This is a genomic window from Bradyrhizobium sp. Crot121 (assembly GCF_059512385.1).
This window is the reverse complement of sequence record NZ_JCAMOR010000039.1, coordinates 1-24966: the sequence shown is the minus strand read 5'-3', so window position 1 is coordinate 24966 and position 24966 is coordinate 1. Positions and strand designations below refer to the sequence as shown.

At 62.7% G+C, this 24966-nt stretch carries 31 protein-coding genes; 8 read left to right on the top strand and 23 right to left on the bottom strand.

Annotated features, from left to right (window positions below; all coding sequences use genetic code 11):
* Positions 1-143: 143 nt before the first annotated feature.
* The 6 genes from AC5ZGW_RS28200 to AC5ZGW_RS28175 form a co-directional block, all read right to left on the bottom strand.
* Positions 144-476 carry a cupredoxin domain-containing protein gene (locus AC5ZGW_RS28200; RefSeq protein WP_130226768.1) on the bottom strand — a complete coding sequence of 111 codons (333 nt, stop codon included), beginning with the start codon at positions 474-476 and terminating at the stop codon, positions 144-146.
* A gap of 19 nt (positions 477-495) precedes the next feature.
* Positions 496-1014: a DUF4142 domain-containing protein gene (locus tag AC5ZGW_RS28195; protein WP_130226769.1), complete on the bottom strand. Its 519-nt coding sequence runs from the start codon at positions 1012-1014 to the stop codon at positions 496-498.
* 94 nt (positions 1015-1108) lie between these two features.
* Positions 1109-1798 carry an RNA polymerase sigma factor gene (locus tag AC5ZGW_RS28190; RefSeq protein WP_130226770.1) on the bottom strand — a complete coding sequence of 230 codons (690 nt, stop codon included), beginning with the start codon at positions 1796-1798 and terminating at the stop codon, positions 1109-1111.
* Between the two features lie 79 nt (positions 1799-1877).
* Positions 1878-2249 (bottom strand): ArsC family reductase, encoded by a 372-nt coding sequence (locus AC5ZGW_RS28185; RefSeq protein WP_474418838.1) that lies wholly within the window; start codon positions 2247-2249, stop codon positions 1878-1880.
* Positions 2250-2329: 80 nt separating this feature from the next.
* Positions 2330-2833, bottom strand: a complete 504-nt coding sequence (locus AC5ZGW_RS28180; RefSeq protein ID WP_130226772.1) for a cytochrome P460 family protein — start codon at positions 2831-2833, stop codon at positions 2330-2332.
* Between the two features lie 26 nt (positions 2834-2859).
* The gene (locus AC5ZGW_RS28175; RefSeq protein ID WP_130226773.1) at positions 2860-3906 is read right to left on the bottom strand and encodes an alpha/beta fold hydrolase; all 1047 of its coding nucleotides are present in this window, start codon (positions 3904-3906) and stop codon (positions 2860-2862) included.
* Positions 3907-4063: 157 nt separating this feature from the next.
* Between AC5ZGW_RS28175 and AC5ZGW_RS28170 the strand changes: the two genes are divergently transcribed.
* A complete protein-coding gene (locus AC5ZGW_RS28170) occupies positions 4064-5605 on the top strand; it encodes a winged helix-turn-helix domain-containing protein (RefSeq protein WP_130226774.1) in 1542 nt (513 codons plus the stop codon).
* Positions 5606-5623: 18 nt separating this feature from the next.
* On the opposite strand, the gene AC5ZGW_RS28165 is transcribed toward AC5ZGW_RS28170, so the two are convergent.
* From AC5ZGW_RS28165 to AC5ZGW_RS28145, 5 genes are all read right to left on the bottom strand, one after another.
* A complete protein-coding gene (locus AC5ZGW_RS28165; RefSeq protein WP_130226775.1) occupies positions 5624-6031 on the bottom strand; it encodes a DUF1801 domain-containing protein in 408 nt (135 codons plus the stop codon).
* Between the two features lie 49 nt (positions 6032-6080).
* On the bottom strand, positions 6081-6605 hold the full coding sequence (locus AC5ZGW_RS28160) for a DUF1801 domain-containing protein (RefSeq protein WP_130226776.1): 525 nt from the start codon (positions 6603-6605) through the stop codon (positions 6081-6083).
* Positions 6606-6623: 18 nt separating this feature from the next.
* Positions 6624-7055 carry an SRPBCC family protein gene (locus AC5ZGW_RS28155; RefSeq protein WP_130226777.1) on the bottom strand — a complete coding sequence of 144 codons (432 nt, stop codon included), beginning with the start codon at positions 7053-7055 and terminating at the stop codon, positions 6624-6626.
* Entirely contained in the window at positions 7052-7375 is a 324-nt protein-coding gene (locus tag AC5ZGW_RS28150; RefSeq protein WP_130226778.1) for an ArsR/SmtB family transcription factor, read from the bottom strand. Before AC5ZGW_RS28150 ends, AC5ZGW_RS28155 begins: the two co-directional genes overlap by 4 nt.
* A 152-nt stretch (positions 7376-7527) precedes the next feature.
* On the bottom strand, positions 7528-8850 hold the full coding sequence (locus AC5ZGW_RS28145) for a dicarboxylate/amino acid:cation symporter (protein WP_130226779.1): 1323 nt from the start codon (positions 8848-8850) through the stop codon (positions 7528-7530).
* 404 nt (positions 8851-9254) lie between these two features.
* Here AC5ZGW_RS28145 and AC5ZGW_RS28140 point away from each other — a divergent pair, with 404 nt between their 5' ends.
* Entirely contained in the window at positions 9255-10010 is a 756-nt protein-coding gene (locus AC5ZGW_RS28140) for a GntR family transcriptional regulator (RefSeq protein ID WP_130226780.1), read from the top strand.
* On the opposite strand, the gene AC5ZGW_RS28135 is transcribed toward AC5ZGW_RS28140, so the two are convergent.
* The gene (locus AC5ZGW_RS28135) at positions 10011-11120 is read right to left on the bottom strand and encodes a Zn-dependent alcohol dehydrogenase (RefSeq protein WP_130226781.1); all 1110 of its coding nucleotides are present in this window, start codon (positions 11118-11120) and stop codon (positions 10011-10013) included. It lies immediately after the preceding gene.
* Between the two features lie 26 nt (positions 11121-11146).
* Positions 11147-11470, bottom strand: coding sequence for a DUF6166 domain-containing protein (locus tag AC5ZGW_RS28130; protein ID WP_130226782.1), 324 nt, complete (start codon positions 11468-11470; stop codon positions 11147-11149).
* A gap of 148 nt (positions 11471-11618) precedes the next feature.
* Between AC5ZGW_RS28130 and AC5ZGW_RS28125 the strand changes: the two genes are divergently transcribed.
* From AC5ZGW_RS28125 to AC5ZGW_RS28115, 3 genes are read left to right on the top strand one after another with little or no spacing between them, the layout of a single operon-like run.
* Complete coding sequence (locus tag AC5ZGW_RS28125; RefSeq protein ID WP_028166010.1) at positions 11619-12410, top strand: sterol desaturase family protein; 792 nt, start codon at positions 11619-11621, stop codon at positions 12408-12410.
* Positions 12411-12415: 5 nt separating this feature from the next.
* On the top strand, positions 12416-12808 hold the full coding sequence (locus AC5ZGW_RS28120) for a hypothetical protein (protein WP_028166009.1): 393 nt from the start codon (positions 12416-12418) through the stop codon (positions 12806-12808).
* Positions 12809-12820: 12 nt separating this feature from the next.
* Positions 12821-12991: a hypothetical protein gene (locus tag AC5ZGW_RS28115; RefSeq protein WP_165421325.1), complete on the top strand. Its 171-nt coding sequence runs from the start codon at positions 12821-12823 to the stop codon at positions 12989-12991.
* A gap of 13 nt (positions 12992-13004) precedes the next feature.
* On the opposite strand, the gene AC5ZGW_RS28110 is transcribed toward AC5ZGW_RS28115, so the two are convergent.
* Positions 13005-13670, bottom strand: coding sequence for a DUF429 domain-containing protein (locus tag AC5ZGW_RS28110; RefSeq protein ID WP_130226783.1), 666 nt, complete (start codon positions 13668-13670; stop codon positions 13005-13007).
* A 146-nt stretch (positions 13671-13816) separates the two neighbouring features.
* Here AC5ZGW_RS28110 and AC5ZGW_RS28105 point away from each other — a divergent pair, with 146 nt between their 5' ends.
* Positions 13817-14197 (top strand): tautomerase family protein, encoded by a 381-nt coding sequence (locus AC5ZGW_RS28105; RefSeq protein WP_130226784.1) that lies wholly within the window; start codon positions 13817-13819, stop codon positions 14195-14197.
* Positions 14198-14256: 59 nt separating this feature from the next.
* Here the strand turns inward: AC5ZGW_RS28105 and AC5ZGW_RS28100 are convergent, their stop codons facing one another.
* From AC5ZGW_RS28100 to AC5ZGW_RS28085, 4 genes are all read right to left on the bottom strand, one after another.
* Positions 14257-17583 carry a DEAD/DEAH box helicase gene (locus AC5ZGW_RS28100; protein WP_165435281.1) on the bottom strand — a complete coding sequence of 1109 codons (3327 nt, stop codon included), beginning with the start codon at positions 17581-17583 and terminating at the stop codon, positions 14257-14259.
* Positions 17584-17862: 279 nt separating this feature from the next.
* A complete protein-coding gene (locus tag AC5ZGW_RS28095; protein WP_130226785.1) occupies positions 17863-18618 on the bottom strand; it encodes a hypothetical protein in 756 nt (251 codons plus the stop codon).
* Between the two features lie 19 nt (positions 18619-18637).
* Positions 18638-19198, bottom strand: coding sequence for an MOSC domain-containing protein (locus AC5ZGW_RS28090; protein WP_130226786.1), 561 nt, complete (start codon positions 19196-19198; stop codon positions 18638-18640).
* 136 nt (positions 19199-19334) lie between these two features.
* Positions 19335-19685, bottom strand: coding sequence for a Lin0512 family protein (locus AC5ZGW_RS28085; RefSeq protein ID WP_130226787.1), 351 nt, complete (start codon positions 19683-19685; stop codon positions 19335-19337).
* A 231-nt stretch (positions 19686-19916) separates the two neighbouring features.
* Here AC5ZGW_RS28085 and AC5ZGW_RS28080 point away from each other — a divergent pair, with 231 nt between their 5' ends.
* On the top strand, positions 19917-20081 hold the full coding sequence (locus AC5ZGW_RS28080; RefSeq protein ID WP_130226788.1) for an alpha/beta fold hydrolase: 165 nt from the start codon (positions 19917-19919) through the stop codon (positions 20079-20081).
* A 39-nt stretch (positions 20082-20120) separates the two neighbouring features.
* Here AC5ZGW_RS28080 and AC5ZGW_RS28075 read toward each other — a convergent pair whose 3' ends face one another.
* From AC5ZGW_RS28075 to AC5ZGW_RS28060, 4 genes are all read right to left on the bottom strand, one after another.
* Positions 20121-20789 carry a methyltransferase family protein gene (locus AC5ZGW_RS28075; protein ID WP_130226789.1) on the bottom strand — a complete coding sequence of 223 codons (669 nt, stop codon included), beginning with the start codon at positions 20787-20789 and terminating at the stop codon, positions 20121-20123.
* 23 nt (positions 20790-20812) lie between these two features.
* Positions 20813-22033 carry an MFS transporter gene (locus tag AC5ZGW_RS28070; protein WP_130226790.1) on the bottom strand — a complete coding sequence of 407 codons (1221 nt, stop codon included), beginning with the start codon at positions 22031-22033 and terminating at the stop codon, positions 20813-20815.
* A gap of 122 nt (positions 22034-22155) precedes the next feature.
* Positions 22156-22620 (bottom strand): RrF2 family transcriptional regulator, encoded by a 465-nt coding sequence (locus AC5ZGW_RS28065; protein WP_130226791.1) that lies wholly within the window; start codon positions 22618-22620, stop codon positions 22156-22158.
* A 48-nt stretch (positions 22621-22668) separates the two neighbouring features.
* Positions 22669-23256: a TetR/AcrR family transcriptional regulator gene (locus tag AC5ZGW_RS28060; RefSeq protein WP_207231045.1), complete on the bottom strand. Its 588-nt coding sequence runs from the start codon at positions 23254-23256 to the stop codon at positions 22669-22671.
* Between the two features lie 161 nt (positions 23257-23417).
* Here AC5ZGW_RS28060 and AC5ZGW_RS28055 point away from each other — a divergent pair, with 161 nt between their 5' ends.
* Positions 23418-24194 carry a DUF3313 domain-containing protein gene (locus AC5ZGW_RS28055; RefSeq protein ID WP_130226792.1) on the top strand — a complete coding sequence of 259 codons (777 nt, stop codon included), beginning with the start codon at positions 23418-23420 and terminating at the stop codon, positions 24192-24194.
* A gap of 149 nt (positions 24195-24343) precedes the next feature.
* On the opposite strand, the gene AC5ZGW_RS28050 is transcribed toward AC5ZGW_RS28055, so the two are convergent.
* Positions 24344-24712, bottom strand: a complete 369-nt coding sequence (locus AC5ZGW_RS28050) for a YciI family protein (protein WP_130226793.1) — start codon at positions 24710-24712, stop codon at positions 24344-24346.
* Positions 24713-24966: the final 254 nt, after the last annotated feature.

Genomic DNA, 24966 nt, shown 5'->3' with positions numbered 1-24966 from the left:
CTCCCGTTGAGAGCGGACCTTGTTGCCAGGACAGTCCCACTGCTCTCTCCCTCAAGGGTTGATGATCGAGGCCGGTTGACGTCCGGAAGTATATCTACCCTGGAACGGCGACCTGCAGCAAGGTTCCATGAACCTCCTGCCGATCAAGGCGACGCCTCACTGCCGATCTTGAGCACCGCCTTCATGTTGGGATGGAAGCGGCAGTAGTAGTCGACCGTGCCCGCCTTCTTCAGGACGTAAGTCACGGTCTTCCTCGGCGGTATCGTCACGTCGAAATCGCCGTTCTTCGCGGTCGCAGTGTGCGCGACCACGTCCTTGTTCACCCATTCAATGGTATCGCCGAGCTTGGCCGTGGCCTCGGCCGGCGAGACCACCAGATTCTCCATCACGATCGTGATCGTCGCGGCATGCGCGGGGACCGCCATCGCCGCAAGGGAAAGCACGCCGGCGATCAGACAGAGGCGTCCGGGCTGCATGGGCAGCTCCCCTACAATGTTATTTCAGCTCTGCGGCGACATGCTCGGCGTGCTGCTCGTGGCCCTGAAAGATCTTCAGGCCGGTCTGCAGCAAGCTCTTCAGCTCGGGGTTGCTGGCCGATGGGATCAACTTCGTTTCCAGCGCGCTGTCGACGATCTTGTGATAGGCGACCTCGTTGGCGATGTAGGCCTTGTCGAAGGCGGCGCCGTGGAGCTTGCCGAGCTCGGCGAGCTTGTCGGCCGCCTGCTTCGACAATGCCTTGCTGGTGTCGTTGTCTTCGGGCGTGACCTGGAGCTTCTTGACGAGGTCGAGCGCTTGCTTGTTCACGGCCTCATGGTCGCGCACCATGTCTTCCGCGAACGCCTTGACGTCCTTGTTGCTGGCCTTCGTCAGCGCCTGCTTGGCCGCCGCGATGTCGATATTGCCGGCGGTGTACGCGACGTGGGCGATCTGTGGATCGGTGAGCTTGCTTTCGGCAAGCGCTGGGCTGCTCAACAACATCACCGCGGCGATCGCCGCTCCCAATTGAGCGAACATATCTGGTCCTCCTGTGGCGCCTCGGGTTCCCGACGGCGCATTTCGCTTGCACAGGAGTTGGATGGCGATCGGTGGGCGAGGTTCCCAAAATTCTTCAGATGTAGTCGAGCCGTTGCAGCACGGCTTCGGTCAGCCGGTCGCAGCGGCGGCCGGCGAACGGGAACATCTCCATGATGACAGGACCAATCTTCTTCTCGACATTGTCGCGCAGCATGGCGCGGGCGCGGTGCAGCCGCGTCTTCACCGTCTCAGGCCTCAGGTCAAGAAGCTCGGCGGTCTCCTCGACATTCATGCCCTCAACCACGCGCGTGATGAAGACGAGGCGAAACGCCTCCGGCAGTTCGTCGATGGCGGCCTCGACAACTCTGTGGATTTCGCGCTGAGCCATGGATTTTTCAGGATCGTCTGCAGTGGACATCAGGGGAAACTGGATGATCTGCGCTTCCAGCGCGCCTTGCGGCAGTGACGAAATTTCGACCCCGGGCCGCTCGCGGCGCAGCCGTCCCAGCGCCTCGTTCATCGTGATCCGCGACAGCCATGTTGACAGGCTGGACTCGCCGCGGAAATCGGCAAGATGCGTGAAGGCCCGGACATAGGCTTCCTGGACGACGTCCTCGGCCTCGCTGTCGTTGCGCAGGATGCCGCGCGCCAGCCGATAGAGCCTGCGATTGTTGGCTTTAAGGATGGCGCGAACGGCGGCCTCGTCGCGCGCCAATGCGCGCTTGACGAGTTCGACGTCGCCGGCCGCAGCCGGCGCAGACTTGGGTGTGGTGGCCGATTGCATAGCGTTCTCGCCTTCATTCCAGCGGATACCAGAATTAGATGCGGCCGAGGCGCAGAGGTTCCCGAAAATCGCCCCCGCCCTACCCCTTGCGGCCGCGCGACTTCACTTCCTTGGCGTAGACCTCCTCCTTGAAGCCGACTAGGAGCTTGCCGCCGAGGTCCAGCACCGGCCGTTTGATCATCGACGGCTGCGCCGCCATCAGCGCCAGGGCCTTGCGCTCGTTCAGGCCTTCCTTGTCGGCGTCGGGCAATTTCTTGAATGTGGTGCCCGCCCGGTTGAGCAGCGTTTCCCAGCCGACCTCGTCGCTCCATTGCTTCAGCTTGTCCTTGGCGATGCCGGCCGCCTTGTAGTCGTGGAAATCATAGGCGACGCCATGGCCGTCGAGCCAGGCGCGCGCCTTCTTCATGGTGTCGCAGTTCTTGATGCCGTAGATGGTGATGCTCAAAGCCATTCCTCGGGTGCGTTGCCACGAGAAAGTAGCTGCGCAATCGCTGTTGCGCCAGATTGGGCACCACGCCTCCTGTGAATTCCTCAGCGTCCATATCGCGTGAAGACGAAATCGTGATCCTTCGCATGGGCTTCGTGGCAGGCGAAGCAGGTCCTGTGCTGGGCCTCGTCCACGGGCTTGCCGTCGATGAACCGGCCAAAGCCCCAGCCGCCGGTGGAGGCGTATTTGGCGGAGTCCTTGACCATGATCTGGACGGTCGTGGGCGAGCCGGTGATGAAGGCGCCGTCGAGGCCTTCGACCGGGACATGCTTCCAGGCTAGCTTGACGAAGGTCGTGCCGTCCGGAAACGGCAGCGTGCCACCCTTGCTGGCCTTGACCGCGGTGGCATTGCCGAGGACGCCCCGCAGTTCATCGAGGCCGACCTCCTGTCCGACCGCGATCAGCTTCCAGTCGCGATAGCCTTCGGGAATCCTGACACCGAAGATCGGCGACGCCCCATCGTCGGCAAGGCTGGCGGCGAAGGGCACTGCCGTCGTGGCGCACGCCACCATGAGAGCCGCCAGGGCCCATTTCAGATTCTGTCGCATCAGTTTGATACCGTGTTGCTGTTCGATCAGGCGTTATCGACATCGATGACGGCCTGCGCGAAGGCCTGCGGGGCCTCCTGCGGCAGATTGTGGCCGATGCCGCCGGTGATGAGGCGGTGCTCGTACTTGCCGGAGAATTTTTTGGCGTATGCGCCCGGCTCCGGATGCGGCGCGCCGTTGGCATCGCCTTCCATGGTGATGGTCGGCACCGTGATAACAGGGAATGTCGCGAGCTTCTTCTCCAGATCGTCGTATTTCGCTTCGCCTTGGGCGAGGTCGAGCCGCCAGCGGTAGTTATGGATGACGATGCGGACGTGATCGGAATTGTCGAAGGCGGCCGCGCTGCGCTCGAAGGTGGCGTCGTCGAAATTCCACTTCGGCGAAGCGAGCTGCCAGATCAGCCTGGCGAAGTCGTGCCGGTACTTGTCATAGCCCTGCTGCCCGCGCTCGGTGGCAAAATAGAACTGGTACCACCATTGCAGTTCAGCCTTCGGCTGCAGCGGCATCTTGCCGGCCTCCTGGCTGCCGATCAGGTAGCCGCTGACGGAGACCATCGCCTTGCAGCGCTCGGGCCAGAGCGCGGCGATGATGTTGGCCGTGCGCGCGCCCCAGTCGTAGCCGGCAAGCGTCGCCTTCCCGATCTTGAGCGCATCCATCAGCGCGACGATGTCGACCGCGAGCGCCGCCGGCTGGCCGTTTCGCAATGTCGCATCGGACAGGAAACGCGTGGGGCCATAGCCGCGCAGATAAGGGATGATCACGCGATAGCCGGCGGATGCCAGTAGCGGCGCGACGTCGACATAGCTGTAGATGTCGTAAGGCCAGCCGTGCAGCAGGATCACTACGGGACCACCAGCAGGCCCTGCCTCGGCATAGCTGACATTGAGGAGGCCGGCGTCGATCTGCTTCAACGGGCCGAACGACGTATGCGCCCCCGGCCGCGCCGCGGGCAGCGTCACCTTCTTGGCGCCCTGCGCATAGGCGGATCCGATCAGGCCGAACTGGGCGGCGGCGAAGGTTCCGGCGGCAACGCCGAAGAAGCGGCGGCGGCTCTGGTTGATATCCTGGGACATGGCGATCTCCGTTTCGAACTGGCGACCTTTTGCCCCCTCCCGACCGTGAGCGCTTGGAGACTATCTGGATTTATCCTTCAGATGGCTTTGATTTTTGCCTCAGCCGCCTTGTGCTAGGTTCGCTGCGACTCCCGTCACAGCCGGCAGGCCCTATAAATTGCTCTATCATTTCAACGACTTCGTTCTGGACACCGACCGCCGCGAGCTGCGCCGGGACGATGGGCTCGTCGCCGTCGAGCCGCAGGTGTTCGATCTGTTGGAATTCCTGATCCGTTCACGCGAGCGTGTCGTCAGCCGCGACGACCTGTTAGCCGCCGTCTGGCACGGACGGATCGTCTCGGAGGCGACGCTGAGCAGCCGGTTGAACGCCGCACGCGCGGCGATCGGCGATAATGGCGATGAGCAGCGGCTGATCCGCACGCTCCCCCGCAAGGGCATTCGTTTCGTCGGCGAGGTCCGCGAGCAAGCCGCCGACGAGAGCACGAGCCTGCCGGTTGCCGCCTTCGAAGGCCCGTCGATCGCGGTGCTCCCGTTCACCAATATGAGCGGCGATCCCGAACAGGAGTATTTTGCCGACGGGATCGCCGAGGACATCATCACGGCGCTGTCGCGCTGCAGCGGACTGTCCGTGATCGCGAGAAACTCCTCCTTCACCTACAAGGGCAAGGCGGTCGATATCCGCCAGGTCGGCCGCGAGCTCGGCGTCGGCTACGTGCTGGAAGGCAGCGTTCGCCGCGGTGGCGATCGGTTGCGGATCACGGGACAGCTCATCGACGCGAATTCGGCCGTCCATCTCTGGGCCGACCGCTTCGACGGCGACGCGAGTGAGGTCTTCGACCTGCAGGACCGCATCACCGAAAGCGTGGTGGCCGCGATCGAGCCGACGCTGCATCTCGCCGAAGCGGAGCGCCGCAGGTCCTCTCCCCCAAGCCGGCTCGACGCCTACGATCTGCTGCTGCGCGCCTACAGCCTGCGTTATGAGTTCACCGCTGAGAGCATTGCGGCGGCGATCGATTGCCTCGACCAGGCGCTGGCGATCGATCCGGCCTACGCGCCGGCCATGGCGGCTTCCGCCTATTGCCATGCGCTGCGCCATTTCCAGGGCTGGATCGGGCCGGACCAGGACTATCGCAGCAAGGCCGTCACGCTGGCCTGGCGCGCGGTCGAGCTGGGGCCGAACGATGCGCAGGTGTTGTGGATGGCGGCGTTCGCGATCTGGAACATGGCCGACGAAATCGAGCCGGCGCGCGAATTGTTCAGCCGCTCGCTTGCGATCAATCCGAATTCCGCGATGGCGTTGACGCTCGGCGGCTGGATCGAGGCGATGCGCGGCAATCAGGGCGCCGGGCGTGCCATGATCGAGCGGGCGCAACGGCTCAATCCCCGCGACCCGCGCGGCTGGTTCGCTTCCGGAGCGCTCGCGATCTGCGCCGTTTTGGATGAGAATTTCCCTGAAGCGATTACCTGGGCGGAAAAAGCGCTGGCGCAGAACCGCCGCTTTGCGGTGGCGCTGCGCGTCCTCACGGTGGCGCTGGTGAAGACCGGCGAGCGCGACCGCGCAGCGCAGGTCGCTCGGGAATTGCTGAAGGTCGAACCGGAATTTTCGATCGCGGGATTCCTGTCCCGAATCCCCTTCCCGGTCGAGCCCATGGCGCAAACCTATGCCGAGGCGCTGCGGGCGGCCGGCGTGCCGGAATGATGCGTCTTCGCTGACTCCTCAAGCCTTCTTTGGTTTCTTCTGAGAGCGATTCAGTTCCACGGCCGCGCGAATGAGAGCCTTCAACGCTGCTTCGTTGATCTTGTCGCCCTCATGGATGTCGATCGCACGCCTGGTGTTGCCTTCGAGGCTGGAGTTGAAGAGGCCTGAAGGGTCCTCCAATGAGGCGCCCTTGGCGAAGGTCATCTTGACGACGCTCTTATAGGTCTCGCCGGTGCAGATGATCCCACCGTGCTCCCACACTGGAACCCCTCTCCACTTCCACTCCTCGACCACTTCAGGGTCGGCTTGCTTGATGAGATTGCGGACTCGAGCAAGCGTCTCGCCCCGCCAGTCACCCAGCTCCTCGATCCTCGCATCTATCAGCCGAGAAGGAGAGTCTGCTTCCTTCGAGCCGCTTTTCTTCATGGTGGCTGTAGCCTTCTTGTCCGCTATCGTTCGTCCTCGCACCCGCCGCTCACATCCATTCGCCGGGCATTTCGCTGGCTTGCTTCACCCAGGCGGCGAACTGCGCTTCGTCGAGTTCGTCGTCTTCATGAATGTCGAGGTAGCGCGTGTCCTTGCTCTTGGACTCGCCAGGCGGAACAGGACGCAATGACCTGCCGCGAAAGAAAGCCACCTTGACGTACTTCGTGAAGCAATGGATGCCGAGGAACCAGCCCTGGCCCTCGACGCCATAAAACGGAGAGTTCCATTTGACCGCCTTGCGCACGCCGGGGACGGTGCGCACGATCAACGCATCGAGGCGGCGTCCGACATCGCTTTTCCACCCCGGCATGGCGGCGATGTAGGCCTGCACCGGGGCGTCGCCGTCCGCCTTCGCGATCTGTGGGTTGCCTCCTGTGAGGAGAACAGGCTTTGCGTCCTTGCCGGACTGCAACGTCGGGGCCGCCGCCTTGCGCGGTTTGGCCGCTTTCGCCGCGCCCGGCTTGGCCGCCTTTCTCGCAACTTTCGTTGACTTGCTGGACGTCCTGTTGGCCATTGTGTTCACCCGCAGAGCTCACTCTGTCCGCCCCAACACCTGCTCCAGATTCGCAAAGAACTGCTGCCACCCGGCGTTGGCGCCGCCGTAGGCCTGCTTCTGATCGGGACGGAAGCCCGACTGCTCCATACGCAGATGAGTGCCCGTGCTCGTTGGCGTGAGCGTGAAGGTCACCACGCTCTTCAGGTTGAAGGCTGCATCGTCGTGCACAAAATTCCAGGTGTAGGACAGCGCCTTGTTCGGCTCGATCGCGAGGACCTCGCAGTCCAGCACACCGCCCCACTCGCCGCGAAGATTGAAACGGTGACCCACGACTGCCTTGAAGTCGTTCTTCATCAGCCATTCCTCGATCAGATGCGGTTGCGTGAGCGCGCGCCAGATCTTTTCCGGCGGATGAGGTATCTCGCGTTCGACAATGACGGAGCGCGTTTCGGTCGCAATGTTGGTCATTGGTCCATCCTTTTGAGCAGATCTTCGAGGTGGTCGAACCGGCTTTGCCAGAAGCCGGCCATCTGGCTGGTCCAGTCGATCAGCGGGGCTAACGCGCCGAGCTGCGCGCTGTAGTGCGTCTGGCGGCCTTCGTGGCGGTCGCGCACGAGTCCCGCCTGCTTCAGAACGACAAGGTGCTTCGAGACGGCCGGTTGCGAGACCCCGGCCAGAGCCGTCAGAGCCCCGACCGTCTGCTCTCCTTCGCGGCACAATCGCTCAAAGATGGCCCGCCGGGTCGGATCGGCGAGCGCCCTGAAGAGCTCATCGTGAGCGTTTGGCATTTGGGATCGATAACCCGTTGGCTATTGATCGATCTATAACCGGCGAGATATGCGTCAGTCAAGCGGGCACGTGGACCGGCGCCCCGGTGGCCATAGCGAGCGTGCCACACGATTTTTTTGCTATATCCGGCTGGTTATGCATCATGGCGTCGCTACGAGCCCCCGCCCGGCTCGAGCGCCTCGCCGAGTTCGAGGGGGTTTGCCATGGTCTCGTGCAGCTTCGCCTTGTCGAGCTCGCCCTCCGAGAGACTGATGACGACGCAGGCGACGCCGTTGCCGATCAAATTGGTGAGCGCGCGGCACTCGCTCATGAACTTGTCGATGCCGACGAGGATGGCGAGCGACTGGATCGGGATGTCAGGCACGATGGACAAGGTTGCCGCCAGCGTAATGAAGCCCGCCCCGGTGACGCCGGACGCCCCCTTTGAGGTGATCATGGCGATGCCCAGAATGCCGAGTTCCTGCCAGATCGTCAGAGGCGTGTTGGTCGCCTGTGCCAGGAACAGCGTCGCCAGCGTCATGTAGATGTTGGTGCCGTCGAGATTGAAGCTGTAGCCGGTCGGGATGACGAGGCCGACCACCGGGCGCGAGGCACCGAGATGCTCCATCTTCTGGATCATCTGCGGCAACACCGTCTCCGACGACGAGGTGCCGAGCACGATCAACAGCTCGTCCTTGATGTAGCCGATGAAGCGGATGATCGAGAATCCCGAGAGCCGCGCGATCGAGCCGAGCACGATCAGGACGAACAGCGCGCTGGTCAAATAGAAGGTGCCGATCAGCGCCACCAGATTCCAGAGCGAGCCCAGCCCGTAGGCGCCGACGGTGAACGCCATCGCACCGAACGCGCCGAGCGGCGCGACACGCACGATGATGCGGATCACACCGAAGAACACTTTGGCGGCCTGGTCGATCGCATACGCGATCGGCTCGCCGGCCTTGCCCATGAAGGCGATGGCAAAGCCTGATAGAATCGAGATCAACAGCACCTGAAGGAGGTCGCCGCGCGCCAGCGCGCCGAAGAAGCTGTCGGGAATGATCGCCATCAGATGGGCAACGATCCCCTCCTCTTTCGCCTTGGTCACGTAGGTCGCGACCGATTTGGCATCGATTGAGGACGGATCGATGTTGAAGCCGCTCCCGGGCTGCAGGGTCCTGCCGACGATGAGGCCGACCGCCAGCGCCACGGTCGAGACGGTCTCGAAATAGATCAGAGCCTTCAGGCCGACGCGACCGACGCGCTTGAGGTCGCCCATCGAGGAGATGCCGTGCACGACGGTGCAGAAGATCACCGGCGCAATCATCATCTTGATCAGCGCGATGAAGCCGTCACCGAGCGGCTTCATCTCCTTGCCGAGACCGGGATAGAAATGGCCGAGCAGGATGCCAAGCGCGATCGCGATCAGGACCTGGATGTAGAGGACCTTGTACCAGGGATGGTGATGGGCGGCGGGGCGAATCGCTTCTGCTGTCATGGAGGCTCCGCGGATGGAGGGATCAGGATGACGCCATCATGGATGAGGTAGCGCCGCGAACAATGCACGTTCCTGTTCATGCTGCTTTGCGGAATAGTCGACCTTAACCCTGCTACCGTAGCACGTTGTGCGAGCACAATCTTTCAAGAAAACCCGATGCCCGCTTTTCCGGATCATGCTCTGGTGTACGGTTGGGCTTGGCGTGACGAGCTCGCGCAGCATCCGCCGTGTTAGCGGCCGACGCGCTGCACAACCATGTCGTGCTGATCTCGGGCGGCGAACGCTCGAAAGCACCTCGCACTGATCGAGAGCATCGCGGCTGCGCTAACCGCACCGAGGCCCAATTGACCCTCCTCGTCACGCGTGAAATATCGTCGTGACGAGCAAAGGGAGAATCACGGCAGATGGCCGCGGACAGGCGAACCCCACGAGCCCGCACCAGCAAGACTGCCAGGTCCAGGAAGAGCGAGCCAGACTCGCGCGACGTGCCGCCTAGCGTCGACCTCGAACGCGACGAGCGCGATCAGGCGACGTTGACCGACCGCGCCTATCGGCAACTCGAGGAACTGATCGTTACCCTTGCCTTGCCGCCCGAGACCATCCTGTCGGAACAGTCGCTGGCGGTGAAACTGGGCATCGGCCGCACCCCGATCCGGGAGGCGCTGCAGCGGCTGGCCCGCGACGGCCTCGTCGTCATCCTGCCGCGACGGGGCATCCTGGTGTCGCAGATCAATCTCAGGACTCAGATGCGTCTGCTGGAGGTACGCCGCGAGCTCGAGCGGCTGATGGCGCGCGGCGCTGCCGAGCGCGCAACGCCGGAGGAAATCGCTCAATTTACGACTATCGCCAGGGACATGCGCCGCGCCTCCGATGAAGCCGACGACATGACCTTCATGCGGCTCGATCGCGCCTTCAACGAACTGGTCAGCCAGGCCGCGAGAAACGAGTTCGCCTCCCGTGCCATGGGCCTGATGCACGGCCTGTCCCGACGCTTCTGGTACCAGCACTATCGGGAAGTCGGCGACCTGCCGCTGTCGGCGCGCCTGCATGCCGACGTCGCTGAGCGGATCGCCGCGCGCGATCCGGAAGCCGCGGCGAAAGCGTCCGATCGCCTGCTCGACTACATCGAAAGCTTCACCCGCAAGACCATCGAGACCTGATCACAACACCACGACGCTGCGGATCGCAGCGCCGCGTCGCAGCGCCTCGAAACCCGCGTTGACATCTTCGAGCGAGATGCGCGCGGTGATCAACTGATCCAGCTTGAGGCGGCCGTCGAGTGCGGCCTGCGCCAGCATCGGAAAGTCGCGCAGCGGCCGCGCGCCGCCATAGCTCGAGCGCCGCATGCGCTTTTCCTGCATCAAGGAACCCCATCGAAACGCGACGTCCTGCGCGACATCGATCTTGCCGAGCCAGATGACCTCGCCGCCTGGCCGCACCGCCTCACTCGTCATCCGAAACGCACGCGCACTGCCGGCCGACTCCAGAACGAGCTCGACGCCGCGGCCATCGGTCAATTGACGCGAGAGATCGATCACGTCCTCTTTGGCGGCGTTGATCGCGTGCGTTGCCCCGAGCTGCTTGGCCAGATCGAGTTTGTTGTCGTCGAGATCGACGGCAATGACGATGCCGGCGCCGGCCATACGCGCGCCTTGCACGGCCGCAAGGCCGACCGCGCCGCATCCGATCACCATCACGCTGTCGCCGTAGTGGATGGACGCGACATTGAGCGCGGCGCCCACGCCGGTCATGACGCCGCAACCGATCAGGCAGGCTTGATCGAAGGCAAGCTCCTTCGGCACCACGATCGCCTGTTGCGCCGGCACGATGCAGTATTCAGCGAGCGCGCCGAGATACATCAAATGTTTGAGCTCACGCCCGTCGCCCAGCCTGGCGCGACTGCGTCCGTCGAATTGCACCGCGAGCGGCGCCTGTCCCAGGTAGGATTCGCAGAGGATCGGCAGGTCGCGATCGCAATAGAAGCAATGCCCGCAATGCGGATTCCAGGAGAGGACGACGTGGTCGCCGACCGCGACGCCGCGCGCATTCGGCCCGACCTGCTCGACGACGCCGGATGCTTCATGACCGAGCAGGATCGGCATCGGATTGCGCAGGCTGCCTTCGATCACTTCGAGATCTGTATGGCAAAGCCCCACCGCCTTGACGCGGACGAGCACGTCGTCGGCCGCGAGTTCGCCCGCCTCGACCGTCTCGATGACGAGCGGCGATTTCGGCGCGTGCAGCACCGCCGCCTTGTATTTGAGCCCCACTTCCAGATCTCCCGCCCTGCCCTGTTTCAGGATGCGGCCCGAAAAGCACCACTGTCTTTCCGCAGCGCCGCCAGCGCTGCGTCGATATCGGCGGAACTCATTTCCCACTCGTTGCCGAAATTGGCAACCACCGCCTTCATGAACGGCTCGACCAGCGATTTTGCCGTGGCGTCATCGTTCAAGTGCTCGGCCAGGATCGCCAGCGCCAGTTGTCGCGGCTCCTCCCCCTCGTAGCTCCATTCAAAACCGTTCGCGGTGTAGCGGTGCAGATCGAGCCTCTGATCGAGCGGCCGGCCATCCACCGTGACCACGACTCCATCGATAGTGCGGTCTCCGCAAAACCTTTTCATGCGTGGTTCCTCCCGACACCTCAGAGTCTTAGCATGATCCTTTCGGAAAACCGGTTTCCACTTTTCCGGATCTTGCAGCAATGATAGATTAGTGATATATCACACGCTAATTCAAATGTCATCCAAGTTCGACATCGGGAGGTCGGCCATGGAACTCGCATCAACCGCCATGTCGGATCGACAACGCCGCTACCGTGAAACTTATCGCGAGCGGGTCGCCGGCTGGTACAATGGCTGGCTGCACGTCTTCATCATCTACGTGATCGGCTTCACCGCACTCTACATCTACCTCGCCAATGTCCGCGACCTGCGCGCATGGGAATTGCTGATCGTCCCCGTGACTTTCCTGGGCGCGAATTTCTTCGAGTGGTGGATCCACCGCTACGTGATGCACCGCCCCTCGCAGATCAAGGCGTTCCGCGCGATCTATAACCGCCACACCTTGATGCATCACCAGTTCTTCACCGATCAGGAGATGCGCTTCGCCGACCATCATGATTGGCGCGTGACCTTCTTCCCGCCTTACGCCCTCGCGACCTTCACCCTGATGTCGATCCCGCTCGCGATTGTCGCCGGCTATCTCATCTCGGCCAATGTCGGATGGCTCCTGATCGCGACGACGACGTCGATGTACCTGATCTATGAGTTCATGCATTTCTGCTGCCATGTCGAGGAGAACTGGTTCGTCCGCAACGTGCCGATGGTGAACACCATCCGCCGTCATCACACCGCCCATCACGACCAATCGATCATGATGGAGCGTAACATGAACCTCACCTTCCCGATCATGGACTGGCTGTTCGGCACGTCCGATCTCGATCGCGGCCTGCTCGGTCATCTCTTCAACGGCTACGAGACGCGCTTCGTCAAGCGCAACATGCGCAAGACCGCGCGTACCCCGCGGATCGATCCGGCCGTAAGCTCCGTGCCGGCGGAGTGACCACCATGGCCGGCATCGAGCCGAATGGCCTCGCGCTGGTGCTGTTCGCGGCAGCCTTCGCAGCCTGCTGCCTCAGCTTCTTCACGCTGGTCGGCATGTTTCCGCCAAGTGCCAGGCCGCAATCGATCGCGGGCGCCGCCGGCGGGGTGCTCGTGCTCGCCAATCTCGCGTTACTCGTGATCCTGCTCGCGGGTGTGATCTTGTTCGCACACGAGATGCTGCGCTGGACCTCCGTCGTGGTGTTCGGCGGCCTGATCTTCCTGTTCATTCCCGCGGTGTTTCAGGTCATTCCGGGTGCGTGGCGCGACAGCCGCAGCGGGCTCGCCGTCCTTGGCCTAGTCCAGATCGCCGCGCTCGCGCTGATGCTCTCCCCGCTGCAGGGGTTTACCGCCTCATAGAGGAGTGTGCCGATGCCCTTCCCGATCAAGACAGCCCTATCGATCATCGTGCTGCTCGTCGCTTGCGCCGCCTATTTCTACCAGGACTCGATCGGGCAGCATGGTCCGAAGATCGCGATCATGGTGCTCGCTCCGTTCATGGTGATCGCGATGTGGATCTTCCCGGAGGTTACGCGGAAGTGAAGCGCTTGGTTTCTCAGTAGTTGATCTCCATTCGCAGGCCGCGAACGTCGATCTCATCGCCGCCGAGCCGCGCGTTGCTGTCGCGGGCTGCCGCCGCGCAGGCACAGGCATCGATCAGATCGTCGCGTCCGATCCCGGTGCCGCGACGTTGCGCCAGCCAGCTTGAAAGCTTGACGAAGCCCCGCTCGGCCAACAGTTTCAAGCGCTGCTCGCGGCCTCGCTCCGACTTCTTGCCATCCAGACGGATCTGCTTGCCGAGATTTCGGAAGATCAGTTCCGGATGTGCCTCGCCGATGGTCGCCTGACGCTTCGGCGTGATGAAATCGTCGACCTCCCTGATCTTGTCCCTGATGTTCCAGAGCTGGCAGGACACGCCCATGCCCGGGCCCTCGTGATGCCAGTAGTACCGATTCGCCGAAGCCTGGTCCGCAAACTCCCAAAGATTGCGCCGCGCGCCGAGAAACACCGAAGCGCCGACCAGTTCGCGGGCACGCAGATCGCAGGTCCGGTGCCCCCTCATCGTCAGGCCAATCGGCATGTCGATCATGGCGCGCTTGTGCGCGGCCGCGAGAAGCCGATCCAGGCGCGGCGAATAGTCGAAGCCGTGACTGCCCTGATCGTCGATCCAGGCCACCACCCAGCCGCCGCGAAAGCCGTCGAGACCGAGATAGCAGGACACGTCCGCTCCTTGTTTGTTGCGGTTACATTCTACGATGCAACTCTTGATCTTCAATACCAGCATATGCAGCTAATGTAATTGCGAGCATCTGCAGACGATCGCCGCGGCGGACGCGACGAAGTCGCATCGGATAACAGGAGACGGACATGCCCCTCGTTCGCATCGATCTTCGCAAGGGCAAGGACGCGGCGTTCCGGCAGGAAATTGGCCGCATCGTATATGACGCACTCATCAGTGTCGGCGTGCCGGAGAAGGACCGGTTCCAGCTCCTCAGCGAGCATGACGCAGATGGCTTCCTGTTCGATCCCGATTATCTCGGCATCCACCGCACCAACGATCTCGTGATCATCCAGATCACCTGGAACGAAGGCCGTACCACCGCGCAGAAGCAGGCGCTCTACAAGGCGATCGCCGACGGCCTGCACACCGCGCTCGGGCTACGCCGTGAAGACATCTTTATCAACCTCGTCGAGGTCAAGAAGGAAAACTGGTCGTTCGGCAACGGCATCGCTCAATACGCGAGCTGACACGACCGCGTCGTCGTCAGACAGTCTTTCCTGTTCGGCCTTGCACCCGCCCCGTTTCGCTATTCCTCGAACAGCGCACGCACGTCCTCTTCGGTGAGTGCCGCGCCGATGCGTCCCTCGCGATCGAACAGGCTGTCGGCCAAGGCGCGCTTCCGCGCCTTGAGCTCGTCCATCTTCTCCTCGATCGTACCCGATGCCACCAGCCGATAGATGAAAACTGGCTTGTCCTGGCCGATACGATGAGCGCGATCGATCGCCTGTTCCTCGACCGCCGGATTCCACCAGGGATCGAAGATGACCACCGTATCGGCCGCCGTCAGGTTGAGCCCGACGCCTCCGGCCTTCAGGCTGATGAGGAAGACATCGCTGTTGCCGTCCTGGAACGCTTCGATCGCGCGCTTGCGATTGGTCGTTTGTCCGGTCAGGACGCTGTAGCGGATAGCTTCCGCATCGAACCTGCCCCTGATCAGGTCGATCATCGAGGTGAACTGCGAGAAGACGATGATCTTCCGGCCCTCGCTCAGGAGTTCGACAACCATTTCCATCAGCCGCTCAAGCTTGGCCGATGGGCGCTTGGCGCGATCGTCGAGCTTCAGCAGCGCCGGATCGCAGCAGGCCTGGCGCAGCCTGAGCAGCGCTTCGAGAACGATGATGTGGCTCTTGGCCAGGCCGCGCTCCTGGATCGCCTTACGGACCTTGTCCGACATCGACAGGCGAATGGAATCGTAGAGGTCACGCTGACTGCCTTCCAATGCGATGCGCTCGACGATCTCGCTCTTGGCCGGCAATTCCTTAACCACCTCCGCCTTGGTCCGGCGCAAGAGAAATGGTTTCACGCGCTGCGCCAGCGCTGCTGCGCGTCGCGTATCCGTGCGCTTCTCGATCGGGATGCGCCAGCGCCGGCTGAAATCCGCCTTGTCGCCAAGATATCCCGGATTGGCAAAGCTCATGATGGACCAGAGCTCGCCGAGATGATTTTCCACCGGCGTCCCGGTCAGGCAGAAGCGATGCCGCGCTTTGACGCCGCGCAACCAGCGGGTGGTCGCGGCATTGGGATTCTTGATCGTCTGCGCCTCGTCCAGCACGGCCATGTGCCAATCGCGAGACAACAGGACATCGTGATCCCGCGCAATCAGCGGATAGGTAGTCAGGACAAGATCATGGTCCGCAATGGCGGCGAAGCTCTGCTTGCGATCCGAACCGTGAAGCACGAGCACCCTCAAATCCGGCGCGAACTTCTGCGCTTCGTTGAACCAGTTCGTCGTCAGGCTGGTCGGCGCAACGACAAGGGCGGGCTCGCTGAGATGACCGCGCGCCTTCTCCAGCGACAACAGCGCCAGTATCTGGACGGTCTTGCCGAGCCCCATGTCGTCGGCCAGCACACCGCCAAGACCGCTCTCGCGCAGCAAGTCGAGCCAGCCCAACCCCTGCGCCTGGTACGTCCGCAGTTCAGCGCGAAAATTTGCGGGCAACGGCGGATTCGACAATTCGCGATCCCGAAGCAGATTGGCGAGGCGCCGAAGACTGTCGGCGCCGCGGAAAGCAAATTCGCCATTTTCAAGCGCCAGCAGCGGCACGACATCCGCGCGCGAGAGCCTGATCTTTCCGGATGTGTCACCGAAAAGGCCGCTCAAACTGAGGCTATGAAGCGCAAGCACGAGCGGCAGGAAGCGATCTGCCGCGAGCGACAGGTGGCGGCCGTCGGCAAGCGGAAGATAGAAGTGGTCCCCTGCCTCGGCGAGCTGCTTGATCCGATCGGGCGTGAAATTCGGTGTCGCAACCAGGGCGGCCAGGACCGGCGCCAGATCGCGTCGCTCGCCGTCGATTTCGACGCCGAGCGCCAACTCGAACCAGTCGATACCGCTGGATTCCAATTCGGCATCGAAGACGCCCTGCGACTGCACCAGCCGATACGGAAAATCATCATCGACCAGCACATCGAAGCCTTCCGCGCGCAATTCGGAAACGCCGAACTCGAGAAAATCGAGCCAGGCGTGAGGCTCCCCGAACGTCAGATCGTCGACATGACCGGCATCGAGAAACGGGTGGATCAATTTCGCTTCGCGGAAATCGAACTCTGACAGCCGCTTGCGCGTGCCTTTCTCCTTCGACCGCCGCCGTGTGATCGTGTAGACCTCGCCGGCCTGAAATGCTTCGAGCGGATTTTCCCTTTCCCTGGGCTCGATCTCGATCGGGCCGTAGCGGAAACTGAGATGGGCAACCGCGGTCCGTTCGGGCCTGTCGTGGAAAAAGTGGGCACTTGGGCCCTCGCGTCCCCGCTTAAGCCGCAGGATCGGAATCGGATCGTCGTCGATCTTCACCGCCGCTGCCGGCGTTCCCGGCAACAGGCCACGATGAAGCTGCGGCAATCTCTCGCCGAGGCGGCGCGCCACTTCCGCAACTTGCGCGCGCGGGATGACGGGCGCCGACAAGAGCTGATAGGAAAGTCGAGGCGGCAGGCCCAGTTGGACCGGGCCGATCACGCCTGCGGCCTCATCCATATAAACCGGCGGCTCGGCGTTGAGGGCCGTCGCTCCCCGCACGGTCAGTTGCGGGGAAACTCCTTGCTTGCTGGCCTGCTGCCAATCGATGCGCCCCTCGCGCGCCTCGCCCCACTGTAGCGGCCGCCCCTTGTGATCGCGCCAGAACGCACGTCCGGTCGCGATGATTTGCTGCAGGAGCGCGAGGGATTGCAACCGAGGTGGGTGATAGTACGCCCCTCGCTCTCTCGTGAGCCGCATCAGAATGTCGATGTCGGTATCGCGAAAATACTTCGGTGCACGTTCGGCCGAGAAACTGGAAATGTTCGGACGCGTGGGACTGCTCCCGAACGTCCCGTCCTTGCGCATCTGGACCGAGAGTAGCGACACTCCCAGCAACGGCAATTGCGTGCCCGCTTGAGCGGGCTGCAGGCAGTAGAGCAACCGATGCGTCACATCGACGGGATAATCGTCGCCGCGCACGGCGGCGCCGATACTGTCGAGCCATGCGGTGACATCGTAAGGCAGAATCGACACGGAGCGGACGGGCGTCTTGCCGATGTCCGTTTTCTGCTCGGACGGCAATACACCGCTCAGCGCCTGGAGCATCGTCGCCACGACATGCTTGCAATTGGCTCCGATCGGACAACTGCACGTGCCGTCGAGGTCGATTAGACGCCCATGGTCGAATTCGAGCTCGATGTCGACACGATAAGGGCTGGGCTCACCTCCACGTACCTTGCTGCGAATGCGCGTGAGGTCGTCGCTGATTTCCAATCCCGTGACGCGCCCTTGGGCCTGATAGGCGTAGCCCTTCTCAAATGCAGAACGGCTGAAGAAGCTGTAGATGTCCTTTGTCTTCACGACATCCGGGAGCACCTGACCAAAATCCTCGACTACAGACATTTGCTGTGATCCGGCAATAAGGAGCGGGATCCGTGACTTTTCGCAATCACGCCCGCCCGAACAGCTTGGTCATAGTAGTGCGCCGAAGTCGTGGTGCAAATTTGCCTGGCGCGGCCGAGCCCCACCGCGCCGGTTCATTGCGAAGGTCCGGTTCTTTTCAACAGAAATTTTGGTGAGTCGAGACTTGCTTGGAAAGGAGTACCATCGCGGTCGGTTCCCGCCTCTCGCCCCCTGTCGTGGGTAGCCGTGCGTTTCTCACGCCGTTCTCTGAACTGCGCTTCAGGTCGCAGCGGCGGAGGCATCCGCTTCCATCGCCGAGATCTTGCCGGTGTTGAAGTCGACGACGAATGTCACGATACTGGATTTCACGGCCGCCGTGGCCTGCACCGCGCTTCCGCTCGCATTCTGCGCCGCGGTTGCCGACACGGCGGCGCTGTTCATGGCGAAGGTGAATATCTGGCGGTTGCCGACCTTCGCGCTCGATATCATCGTGTATTGTTTTCCCGTGCCGCCGCTGCCAACTCCGGCGGAACCGCCGAACAGCGTCGACGATGCGCTGGAGCCATCGGGGCTGTAAATCTGGACGTCGCTGTTGTTGGTCAGCGCGTTGCCCGTGGCGGGGACGTGGAAGCCATTGAAGGAGAACGTCTCCGAGAAGCTGCGCTTCTGGAGGATCGTGCCGGACGGCGGCGCGTCGCCATTCGCGTCAGTCGAGGCCGCATTGCGGTTGCCGGCAGTCACCGTCACTTCGGTGGTGCTGGTCAGCGAAATCCCTGCGAGTTCTTCGAAGCTGACTGGCTTACCGCCTGAAGAGGACGGTTGTGCCTTGTCGGACGAAGAATGCAGCGGCTGCGGCTTGCCCGCCGCTCTCAGCGATTGGACCAGGGCCGACAGCGTGTCGGCCGCGACCTGCTCTATTTTTGACTGGGCCAAAACCTGCTTCGCGCGACCGGAGAGATCGACAATGTCGGCCGGATCGCCCGAGGACTTCGTGTCAGATGACGCGGCGCTGTCCGGCTGAAGATCGTCCGCCACGGACGGGACATGGCTACAGTCACACCACTTCGAGCGGCACGAATGGTCCATCGGGCAACCGCACGACAATGGCATCGTCCGGCCGCACCTCGCCGCCTTCAACGACAATGCCCATCACGCCGCCCTTGCGAACGAGTTTGCCGTCAACGCGCGCGATGATCTCGCGCAGCATCCCCGGCTGAAACGTATCGATCTGCACGCAACAACTGCGCAAGCCGGTGATCTCGACGACCGCATCGCGCCCGATGTGCAGCCGCGTGCCCACTGGCAGCGCCATCAGGTCGATCCCGCACGTAGAGATGTTCTCGCCGAGGTCGCCGGGCTGCGCGACGAAGCCCTTGCTGGTCAGATCCTCGATGAGCTCGGCCTGGATGAGATGAACCTGCCGCAAGTTCGGTCGCCTGGGATCACGCGCCGCATCGAAGCGATGCTTGACCAGCGGCCCACAATGCGCGTCGCCTTCGATGCCGAGCCCCTTGCGCAGCACGACGACGTCTTGCCGATGTTTGGTGAAGCTGTGCGTGCCGCTGAGGAAAACACCGAGCACGAAAGGCGTCTGAATTTCGGTCAAACCAGGCATGGCACAAACTCCCGTTGTGCTGACATGCGTTGGTTGACGTTAACGCCTACGCGGCAAGCTCGACGAGCAGACCGTCTGCTTGTTGTTTTTCACAGCGAAAACAGATTGGCAAGCCTAACTATCAGGCATGAGGTGCCTAAGCCGGTTTGCCGTCGTCGAGACTGACGATGACAGCGGCGTTGGCGATGATGATGGCATCGCTGCCCTGCTCGGCCGGAATCTCAAGCCCGCCCTTGACCGCGGTGACGGTCACCGTGCCGTAAGGCAATTCCTTCGCGACCACAGCGGTGTCGACCGCATCGGGGTTCGGCACGGCGATGGTAACATCGACGAACATGTCGTTGGCAGTCTTGCCGAGCATGCGGAAGAAGCCGAGGCTCGAGTGACGGATCGCGTCCGAGACCGCGCGCCGCGCCGCCTTGGTCGCATCCTTGCCGTGAACATCGACGCCCATGCCCATCTCGGTGATACAGCGAACGCGTGCCATTGGATTTCCTGTCAGTTCGACTGCAGGGAACCAATCATATTCCCGGTTCGTAAGCAACCAGTGCTCTTGAAGCATGACATCCCGCCACGACTCTCGACAGCGATCGGCGAGGCTCTTTGTCAGTGATCAACTCCTGAGCCGAACAGGAACCTCTGTCGCAAGCACTGGTTCTGACCGCAAAGGCCGACACCTGTCGGCCCATGGTGCACGGTCGACCAGACGGAGACGTCCATGACAAAGTACTCGGAGGGCAAGGAGCGGTTCTTTGCGAATGGCTACGAGAGACGCGTCCTTCCCGATGTAGGACATTTCATCCCGCGCGAAGCGCCAGCCGAGGTTCTCACCGCCATTCGAGAGCTGTTGTCGGCCCGTGCGCTTTACAAAGCCATTGGTTAGATCATCGCGGCCCGCGTGCGTGGTCAGCGAGGGCCGCCGCTACCAGACCGACGGGACGAACCGATAGCGCACGTGCGAAGCATACTCCTCGTAGCCTTTCAGCTCCGCCCTCAGCGCGCTTTCCTCATGCAGGGTCCGCCAGGCGATGCCGAGGATAAACACCACCGACATCGCAAGACCGATCCAGGAACCGAGCAACAGCGGCAGGCCGACGATAAGGAGCAAAGCACTCGCATACATCGGGTGGCGGACGATGGCGTACGGTCCGGTATCGATCACCCGCTGATCCTCCTGGATCTTCACCACGGGCGCGGCAAAGGTATTTTCCCGAAACGTCCACCACACGCCGAGCAGATAGAGCACGGTGAGGACACCGCCAACCACCTGCAGCCAGACCGGCACCGCGCTAAAACCGGTGCGTGCGGCATCCCATGACATGAAGATCATCCAGGCGCAGAACAGCACGATGAAGAGCGTCAGCCAGATCCGGTCCCACGGCTTTTGGTCGCGCTGCACCGGTGAGCTCATGCGCTCGCGCAACAGCCGCGGATTGCGCTTGGCGAGCCACAGGGTAATCGCAAGGCCGCCGATCGCGAATATGGCGAGGAACGCCCAGCCTCCGGGATAAGCCAGGGTGCCGGCCGGCCACAGGATCATAGCGCCCATGATCGCGGTCCAGACCACGATCTGAAGAGTGACTTTCACCATGACATGCTCCGTCGCGTCATCCCTCACGCCGGCACTGGCGCCGCCTCGGCCTTGACCTTGGCAAACGGCCTGAACGTCAGCGCGATCAGGAACGCGCCAAGTCCAACCGCCCAGGAGCCGATGTAGAGCCAAGCGTAACTGGCGAAGGTGTCGTAGATCAGACCTCCCGCCACCGGCCCTGTCGCCATGCCCAGGCTGCCTGCCATGGCGGTTCCGCCGATCACGGTGCCCATCATCCGCAACGGAAAATTCTCCCGCGCAAGCACGGCATAGAGCGGCATGGTGCCGGCATAGATGAAGCCGAACACCGCCGCAACGGCGTAGAACGCGGAGAGCTCCCGCACGAAGGCATAGGCGAGCGCGCCGAAGGCCTGCGCGAACAGGCCCGAAACCAGCACGCGCTTGGCGCCAAAGCGGTCGCCGAGCAGGCCGAACGCGATACGGCCGCCCATCCCCGCCAGACCCTCGACGCTATAGATCGTGACTGCGGCGATCATCGGTATGCCGCAGCTTATCGCATAGCTCACGGTATGGATGATTGGCCCCGAATGGGTCGCGCAACAGAAGAAATTGGTCGCAAGCAGCACGATGAACTGCGGCGAGCGCAGCGCTTGCGCCAGCGACATCGCCGGTTGCGGCTCGCCTTCGCCGGCGGCAGGGCCGTGTTCGCGTTCGAGCGCCGGCGGGCGGCGCACCAACAGCGATACGGGAATCATGATGCAGGCGACAGTAACGGCAAGGATCTGAAGCGAGGTTCTCCAGTCATGGATCGAGACGAGCCAGGCCGCGAGCGGCGACATGGTCATGGGCGCCATCCCCATGCCTGCCGAAACCAGCGACACGGCAAGGCTGCGATGGGTATCGAACCAGCCGGTGACGCAGGCCATCATCGGCGCGAAGATCGCGGCGGCCGCGCCGCCCACCATCAGGCCGAAGATGAATTGAAACGCGACCAGCGATGAGGCAAGGCTGGCCAGCCCAAGGCTTGCCGCAAGCACGATCGAGCCGGTCAGCACCACCGGCAGCGGCCCGAGGCGGTCGGACAAGGTCCCCCAGATCATGCTGGTGAACGCCATCGCGATGAAGCCGATGGTCATGGCGCTGGACACGCCGGTGACCGACCAGCCGGTGTCCCGCGTAATCGGCAGGAGAAAAACCGGCAGCGAGAACATCCCGCCGATGGCAACGCAGCCCAGAAGCCCGCCGGCTCCGACAATCACCCAGCGATAGTGAGCATCCTTCATTCCGTGTCTCCACTGCAGCTATCCCTGGCTCCAAGACGAACGCGAGGCGCCAAAGACGACATGCAGGGGCTCACTTTTTTGCGAGGTCGCAGAAGGCGCTCAGAAAGAACCTGGCGCCGTCTTCAGTGGACATGATCGATCTCCGTTCGGCGCGAGCCTTTGCGGGCAGTCAGACGCGCGTGAAAGTCGGCGCTCAGCACCGCCAGGGTAACTTCGCCGAGACGCGCGAGCAGGAGCGCCTCCGCATCGTGAAACGCCTTGTCGAGCGCTGCATTGACGGCCTGTTCGACCAGGCAATCCGGCGCGTCGGTCCGATTGCCTATCGCAAGCAATGACGGGCAGCCCAGCGCATCATAGACATCGCGCAACGTCACCTCTTCGAGATCGCGCGCGAGCATCCATCCGCCGCCATGGCCCTTTTCGGATCGGACGTAGCCGCAGTCGCGCAGGCCGGCCATGATCCGCCGGATCACCACCGGGTTGGTGCACATCGCTTTCGCCAGCACCTCAGATGTCACCGGCCCGCCGTGCTCGGCCATGTGCAGCAGCACGTGAAGCACCCCAGATAGTCGGCTATCTCGTCTCATGTAACTTCAAATAGTTCGTGATGATTCATTGGTCAACCACCGCCTCGCCTACCTCGGCTTGACCAGCGGCAGGAACACGGTGTCGACCCAGGCTTTTCGCAAGGCCGGCGGCGGCGCCGAAAAGTTCATGATGACGTGGTACCGAAACAGGTCGCCGAGCAGAGAAGCCACCGGAGGCGTCAGCTTTGCCGCATCGATCTCGCCGCGCTTCACGGCGCGTTCCAGAATCGCCGAGAAAGGTCGTGCTCCACCTTCGATGAGAGCGGCGTGCAGATCCTTCGGTGTCGACCAGTTCTCCGAGAAATAATTGCTCGAAAACAGGGTGAAGGCCGCCGCCGTTCCGGCGGCGCGATCAGCCGCACGCTTCAGAAACTCCAGCAGCTCCGTCCGGACATCGCCTCGATCCGGCACCTCCAGCGGGTGCTTCGCCATTTGCTGCCGAATGGCCGCGACGGCAAGCGGCGCCTTCCCGTCCCATCGGCGCGCAAGCACGGGACGGCTCGTCCCCGCCCTTTCCGCGACCGCCTCCATCGTCAACCCGGCATAACCGCGCTCGGCCAGTTCGAGCCACGCGGCCTCCAGGATTGCCTCTTCCAACTCCGCGCCGCGCCGCCGCTCGCCCATAACTATGCTCACTCCAAATAAGATGCATTAATGTATCTTGACTCCGCATCACGGTTCCGACTAGATGCGTCAATGCATCTTATGCCCGGAGCCACGCTGTGACAAGAACGCCCCATTCGTGGCTTCGAACTATATCTCTGCCATTCGCTCTGACGGTTGCCGGATGCGCTTCCATGCCTCAGAAAACGGCGGGCACGCTGGCAACCTACAACAATCTGGGAGAGCAGAAGGGCATGCTCTCGAAGTCGAGAAATTACGTCGACGCCAACGCATTGGCGTCGGTGAAAACCGTACGCATCGTTCCGACGACGTTTGCCCATGGCGCGTTGGCGCAGGTGAAGGCGGCGCAGGATCGCGCGCTGGTCGCAAACGCACTTGATCGCGAGGTTTGTGTCGCTTTGAGCGACAAGTTTCAAATCGTCTCGCCACGTGAACATGCCGACCTGACCGTTCGAACTGTCGTCACCGACGTGCTGCCGACCGACAAGGCCGCGGCCGGCGTGTCGACAGCGGTGACCTTGGGCACCGGCGCAGCCTTGCCGGTCAGCGTTCCGCGTCTTCCCATTGGCCTGGGCGGCCTTGCCGTCGAGGCCGAAGCCGTCGACCGGAGCGGCGTGCAGCGCGCTGCGATGGTATGGGCCCGCGGTGCGAATTCGATCATGGACAACCCTCGCGTTTCCGAAGTCGGCGACGCCTATGGCTTGGCAACCAAGTTCGGCAACGAGTTCTCGCGGATGCTCGCCACCGGCAAGGAGCCGGGGGCCCTGGATATCTCGCTGCCCTCCGGTCAGCGCGTGCAGTCGTGGCTGGGCGGCGAACCGAAATATGCGACGTGCGACAATTTTGGCCGCGCGCCCGGTCTGGCGGGACTTCTCGCCGGCAAGATCGGCGCCCCGCCGGAGTGGACCGACAAGACTCCGCAAGTCGCCCGCGACTCCGGAAGGCCGTAGGATGGGTAGAACGGAGCGAAGCCCATCGCGGTGGAGCAAGTCGCGCGAATGATGGGTTTCGCTCCGCTCTACCCATCCTACGATGTCGTCCCTGCGGTCACTCTCCGCCTCCGCTCTTCGAGCTGCGGCGCAATCCGCCCTTCGCTCGCTCATTGCAAATCAGCCATCTCGTATAGCGGCCGGATTTCGATCTCGCTCGGTCCGGGCATGGGATTGGGGCAACGCTTTACCCAGGCGACCGCCTCGTCCATGTCCTTGACTTCCCAGAGCCAGAAGCCGGCTACCAGCTCGCGGGTTGCGGCGAAAGGCCCGTCGACGACCGTCCGGCTGGGACCATCGAACGCAACCCGCTTACCCTGCGAGGACGGTTTGAGGCCGTCGGCGGCGAGCATGATGCCGGCCTTACGCAGCTCATCATTGAATCTGCCCATCGCCTCGAGCATCTCAGTCGCCTCGGGCGTGCGGACAAAGCCCTTTTCGCTGTCTTCGGTAGCCTTCACGAGCACCATCACACGCATCGCCTGTCTCCTTGTTGTTCGAGCCGGCCTCATCGGCTTGGCATCAGAACGACGAACGGGATCTTCGTAGGCCGACATCGTCTCGCGATTTTTTTGACGGTTGAAAGAGGATACGAGTTCGCATTCTCGCGGCGCGTTGCGTCCGAGCTTTGCGTCACTTTCCACCCTCCTCGATAGCAGAGGGCGCAGGGAAAGCCGGGTGCCGGCTGCACCCGTGGGTCCCGTGCAACAAAAAGCACGGGGGTAGGACCACA

Excerpts from the sequence above, each read along its gene's own strand:
- AC5ZGW_RS28140 (WP_130226780.1), top strand. The coding sequence starts at position 9,255 with ATGGCCGCGGACAGGCGAACCCCACGAGCCCGCACCAGCAAGACTGCC.
- AC5ZGW_RS28100 (WP_165435281.1), bottom strand. The coding sequence starts at position 17,583 with ATGTCTGTAGTCGAGGATTTTGGTCAGGTGCTCCCGGATGTCGTGAAG.
- AC5ZGW_RS28195 (WP_130226769.1), bottom strand. The coding sequence starts at position 1,014 with ATGTTCGCTCAATTGGGAGCGGCGATCGCCGCGGTGATGTTGTTGAGC.
- AC5ZGW_RS28125 (WP_028166010.1), top strand. The coding sequence starts at position 11,619 with ATGGAACTCGCATCAACCGCCATGTCGGATCGACAACGCCGCTACCGT.
- AC5ZGW_RS28160 (WP_130226776.1), bottom strand. The coding sequence starts at position 6,605 with ATGGCCAACAGGACGTCCAGCAAGTCAACGAAAGTTGCGAGAAAGGCG.
- AC5ZGW_RS28190 (WP_130226770.1), bottom strand. The coding sequence starts at position 1,798 with ATGCAATCGGCCACCACACCCAAGTCTGCGCCGGCTGCGGCCGGCGAC.
- AC5ZGW_RS28175 (WP_130226773.1), bottom strand. The coding sequence starts at position 3,906 with ATGTCCCAGGATATCAACCAGAGCCGCCGCCGCTTCTTCGGCGTTGCC.
- AC5ZGW_RS28115 (WP_165421325.1), top strand. The coding sequence starts at position 12,821 with ATGCCCTTCCCGATCAAGACAGCCCTATCGATCATCGTGCTGCTCGTC.
- AC5ZGW_RS28150 (WP_130226778.1), bottom strand. The coding sequence starts at position 7,375 with ATGCCAAACGCTCACGATGAGCTCTTCAGGGCGCTCGCCGATCCGACC.
- AC5ZGW_RS28070 (WP_130226790.1), bottom strand. The coding sequence starts at position 22,033 with ATGAAGGATGCTCACTATCGCTGGGTGATTGTCGGAGCCGGCGGGCTT.
- AC5ZGW_RS28055 (WP_130226792.1), top strand. The coding sequence starts at position 23,418 with ATGCCTCAGAAAACGGCGGGCACGCTGGCAACCTACAACAATCTGGGA.
- AC5ZGW_RS28120 (WP_028166009.1), top strand. The coding sequence starts at position 12,416 with ATGGCCGGCATCGAGCCGAATGGCCTCGCGCTGGTGCTGTTCGCGGCA.
- AC5ZGW_RS28180 (WP_130226772.1), bottom strand. The coding sequence starts at position 2,833 with ATGCGACAGAATCTGAAATGGGCCCTGGCGGCTCTCATGGTGGCGTGC.
- AC5ZGW_RS28065 (WP_130226791.1), bottom strand. The coding sequence starts at position 22,620 with ATGAGACGAGATAGCCGACTATCTGGGGTGCTTCACGTGCTGCTGCAC.
- AC5ZGW_RS28105 (WP_130226784.1), top strand. The coding sequence starts at position 13,817 with ATGCCCCTCGTTCGCATCGATCTTCGCAAGGGCAAGGACGCGGCGTTC.
- AC5ZGW_RS28165 (WP_130226775.1), bottom strand. The coding sequence starts at position 6,031 with ATGAAGAAAAGCGGCTCGAAGGAAGCAGACTCTCCTTCTCGGCTGATA.
- AC5ZGW_RS28075 (WP_130226789.1), bottom strand. The coding sequence starts at position 20,789 with ATGGTGAAAGTCACTCTTCAGATCGTGGTCTGGACCGCGATCATGGGC.
- AC5ZGW_RS28050 (WP_130226793.1), bottom strand. The coding sequence starts at position 24,712 with ATGCGTGTGATGGTGCTCGTGAAGGCTACCGAAGACAGCGAAAAGGGC.
- AC5ZGW_RS28130 (WP_130226782.1), bottom strand. The coding sequence starts at position 11,470 with ATGAAAAGGTTTTGCGGAGACCGCACTATCGATGGAGTCGTGGTCACG.
- AC5ZGW_RS28080 (WP_130226788.1), top strand. The coding sequence starts at position 19,917 with ATGACAAAGTACTCGGAGGGCAAGGAGCGGTTCTTTGCGAATGGCTAC.
- AC5ZGW_RS28085 (WP_130226787.1), bottom strand. The coding sequence starts at position 19,685 with ATGGCACGCGTTCGCTGTATCACCGAGATGGGCATGGGCGTCGATGTT.
- AC5ZGW_RS28185 (WP_474418838.1), bottom strand. The coding sequence starts at position 2,249 with ATGGCTTTGAGCATCACCATCTACGGCATCAAGAACTGCGACACCATG.
- AC5ZGW_RS28090 (WP_130226786.1), bottom strand. The coding sequence starts at position 19,198 with ATGCCTGGTTTGACCGAAATTCAGACGCCTTTCGTGCTCGGTGTTTTC.
- AC5ZGW_RS28145 (WP_130226779.1), bottom strand. The coding sequence starts at position 8,850 with ATGACAGCAGAAGCGATTCGCCCCGCCGCCCATCACCATCCCTGGTAC.
- AC5ZGW_RS28200 (WP_130226768.1), bottom strand. The coding sequence starts at position 476 with ATGCAGCCCGGACGCCTCTGTCTGATCGCCGGCGTGCTTTCCCTTGCG.
- AC5ZGW_RS28155 (WP_130226777.1), bottom strand. The coding sequence starts at position 7,055 with ATGACCAACATTGCGACCGAAACGCGCTCCGTCATTGTCGAACGCGAG.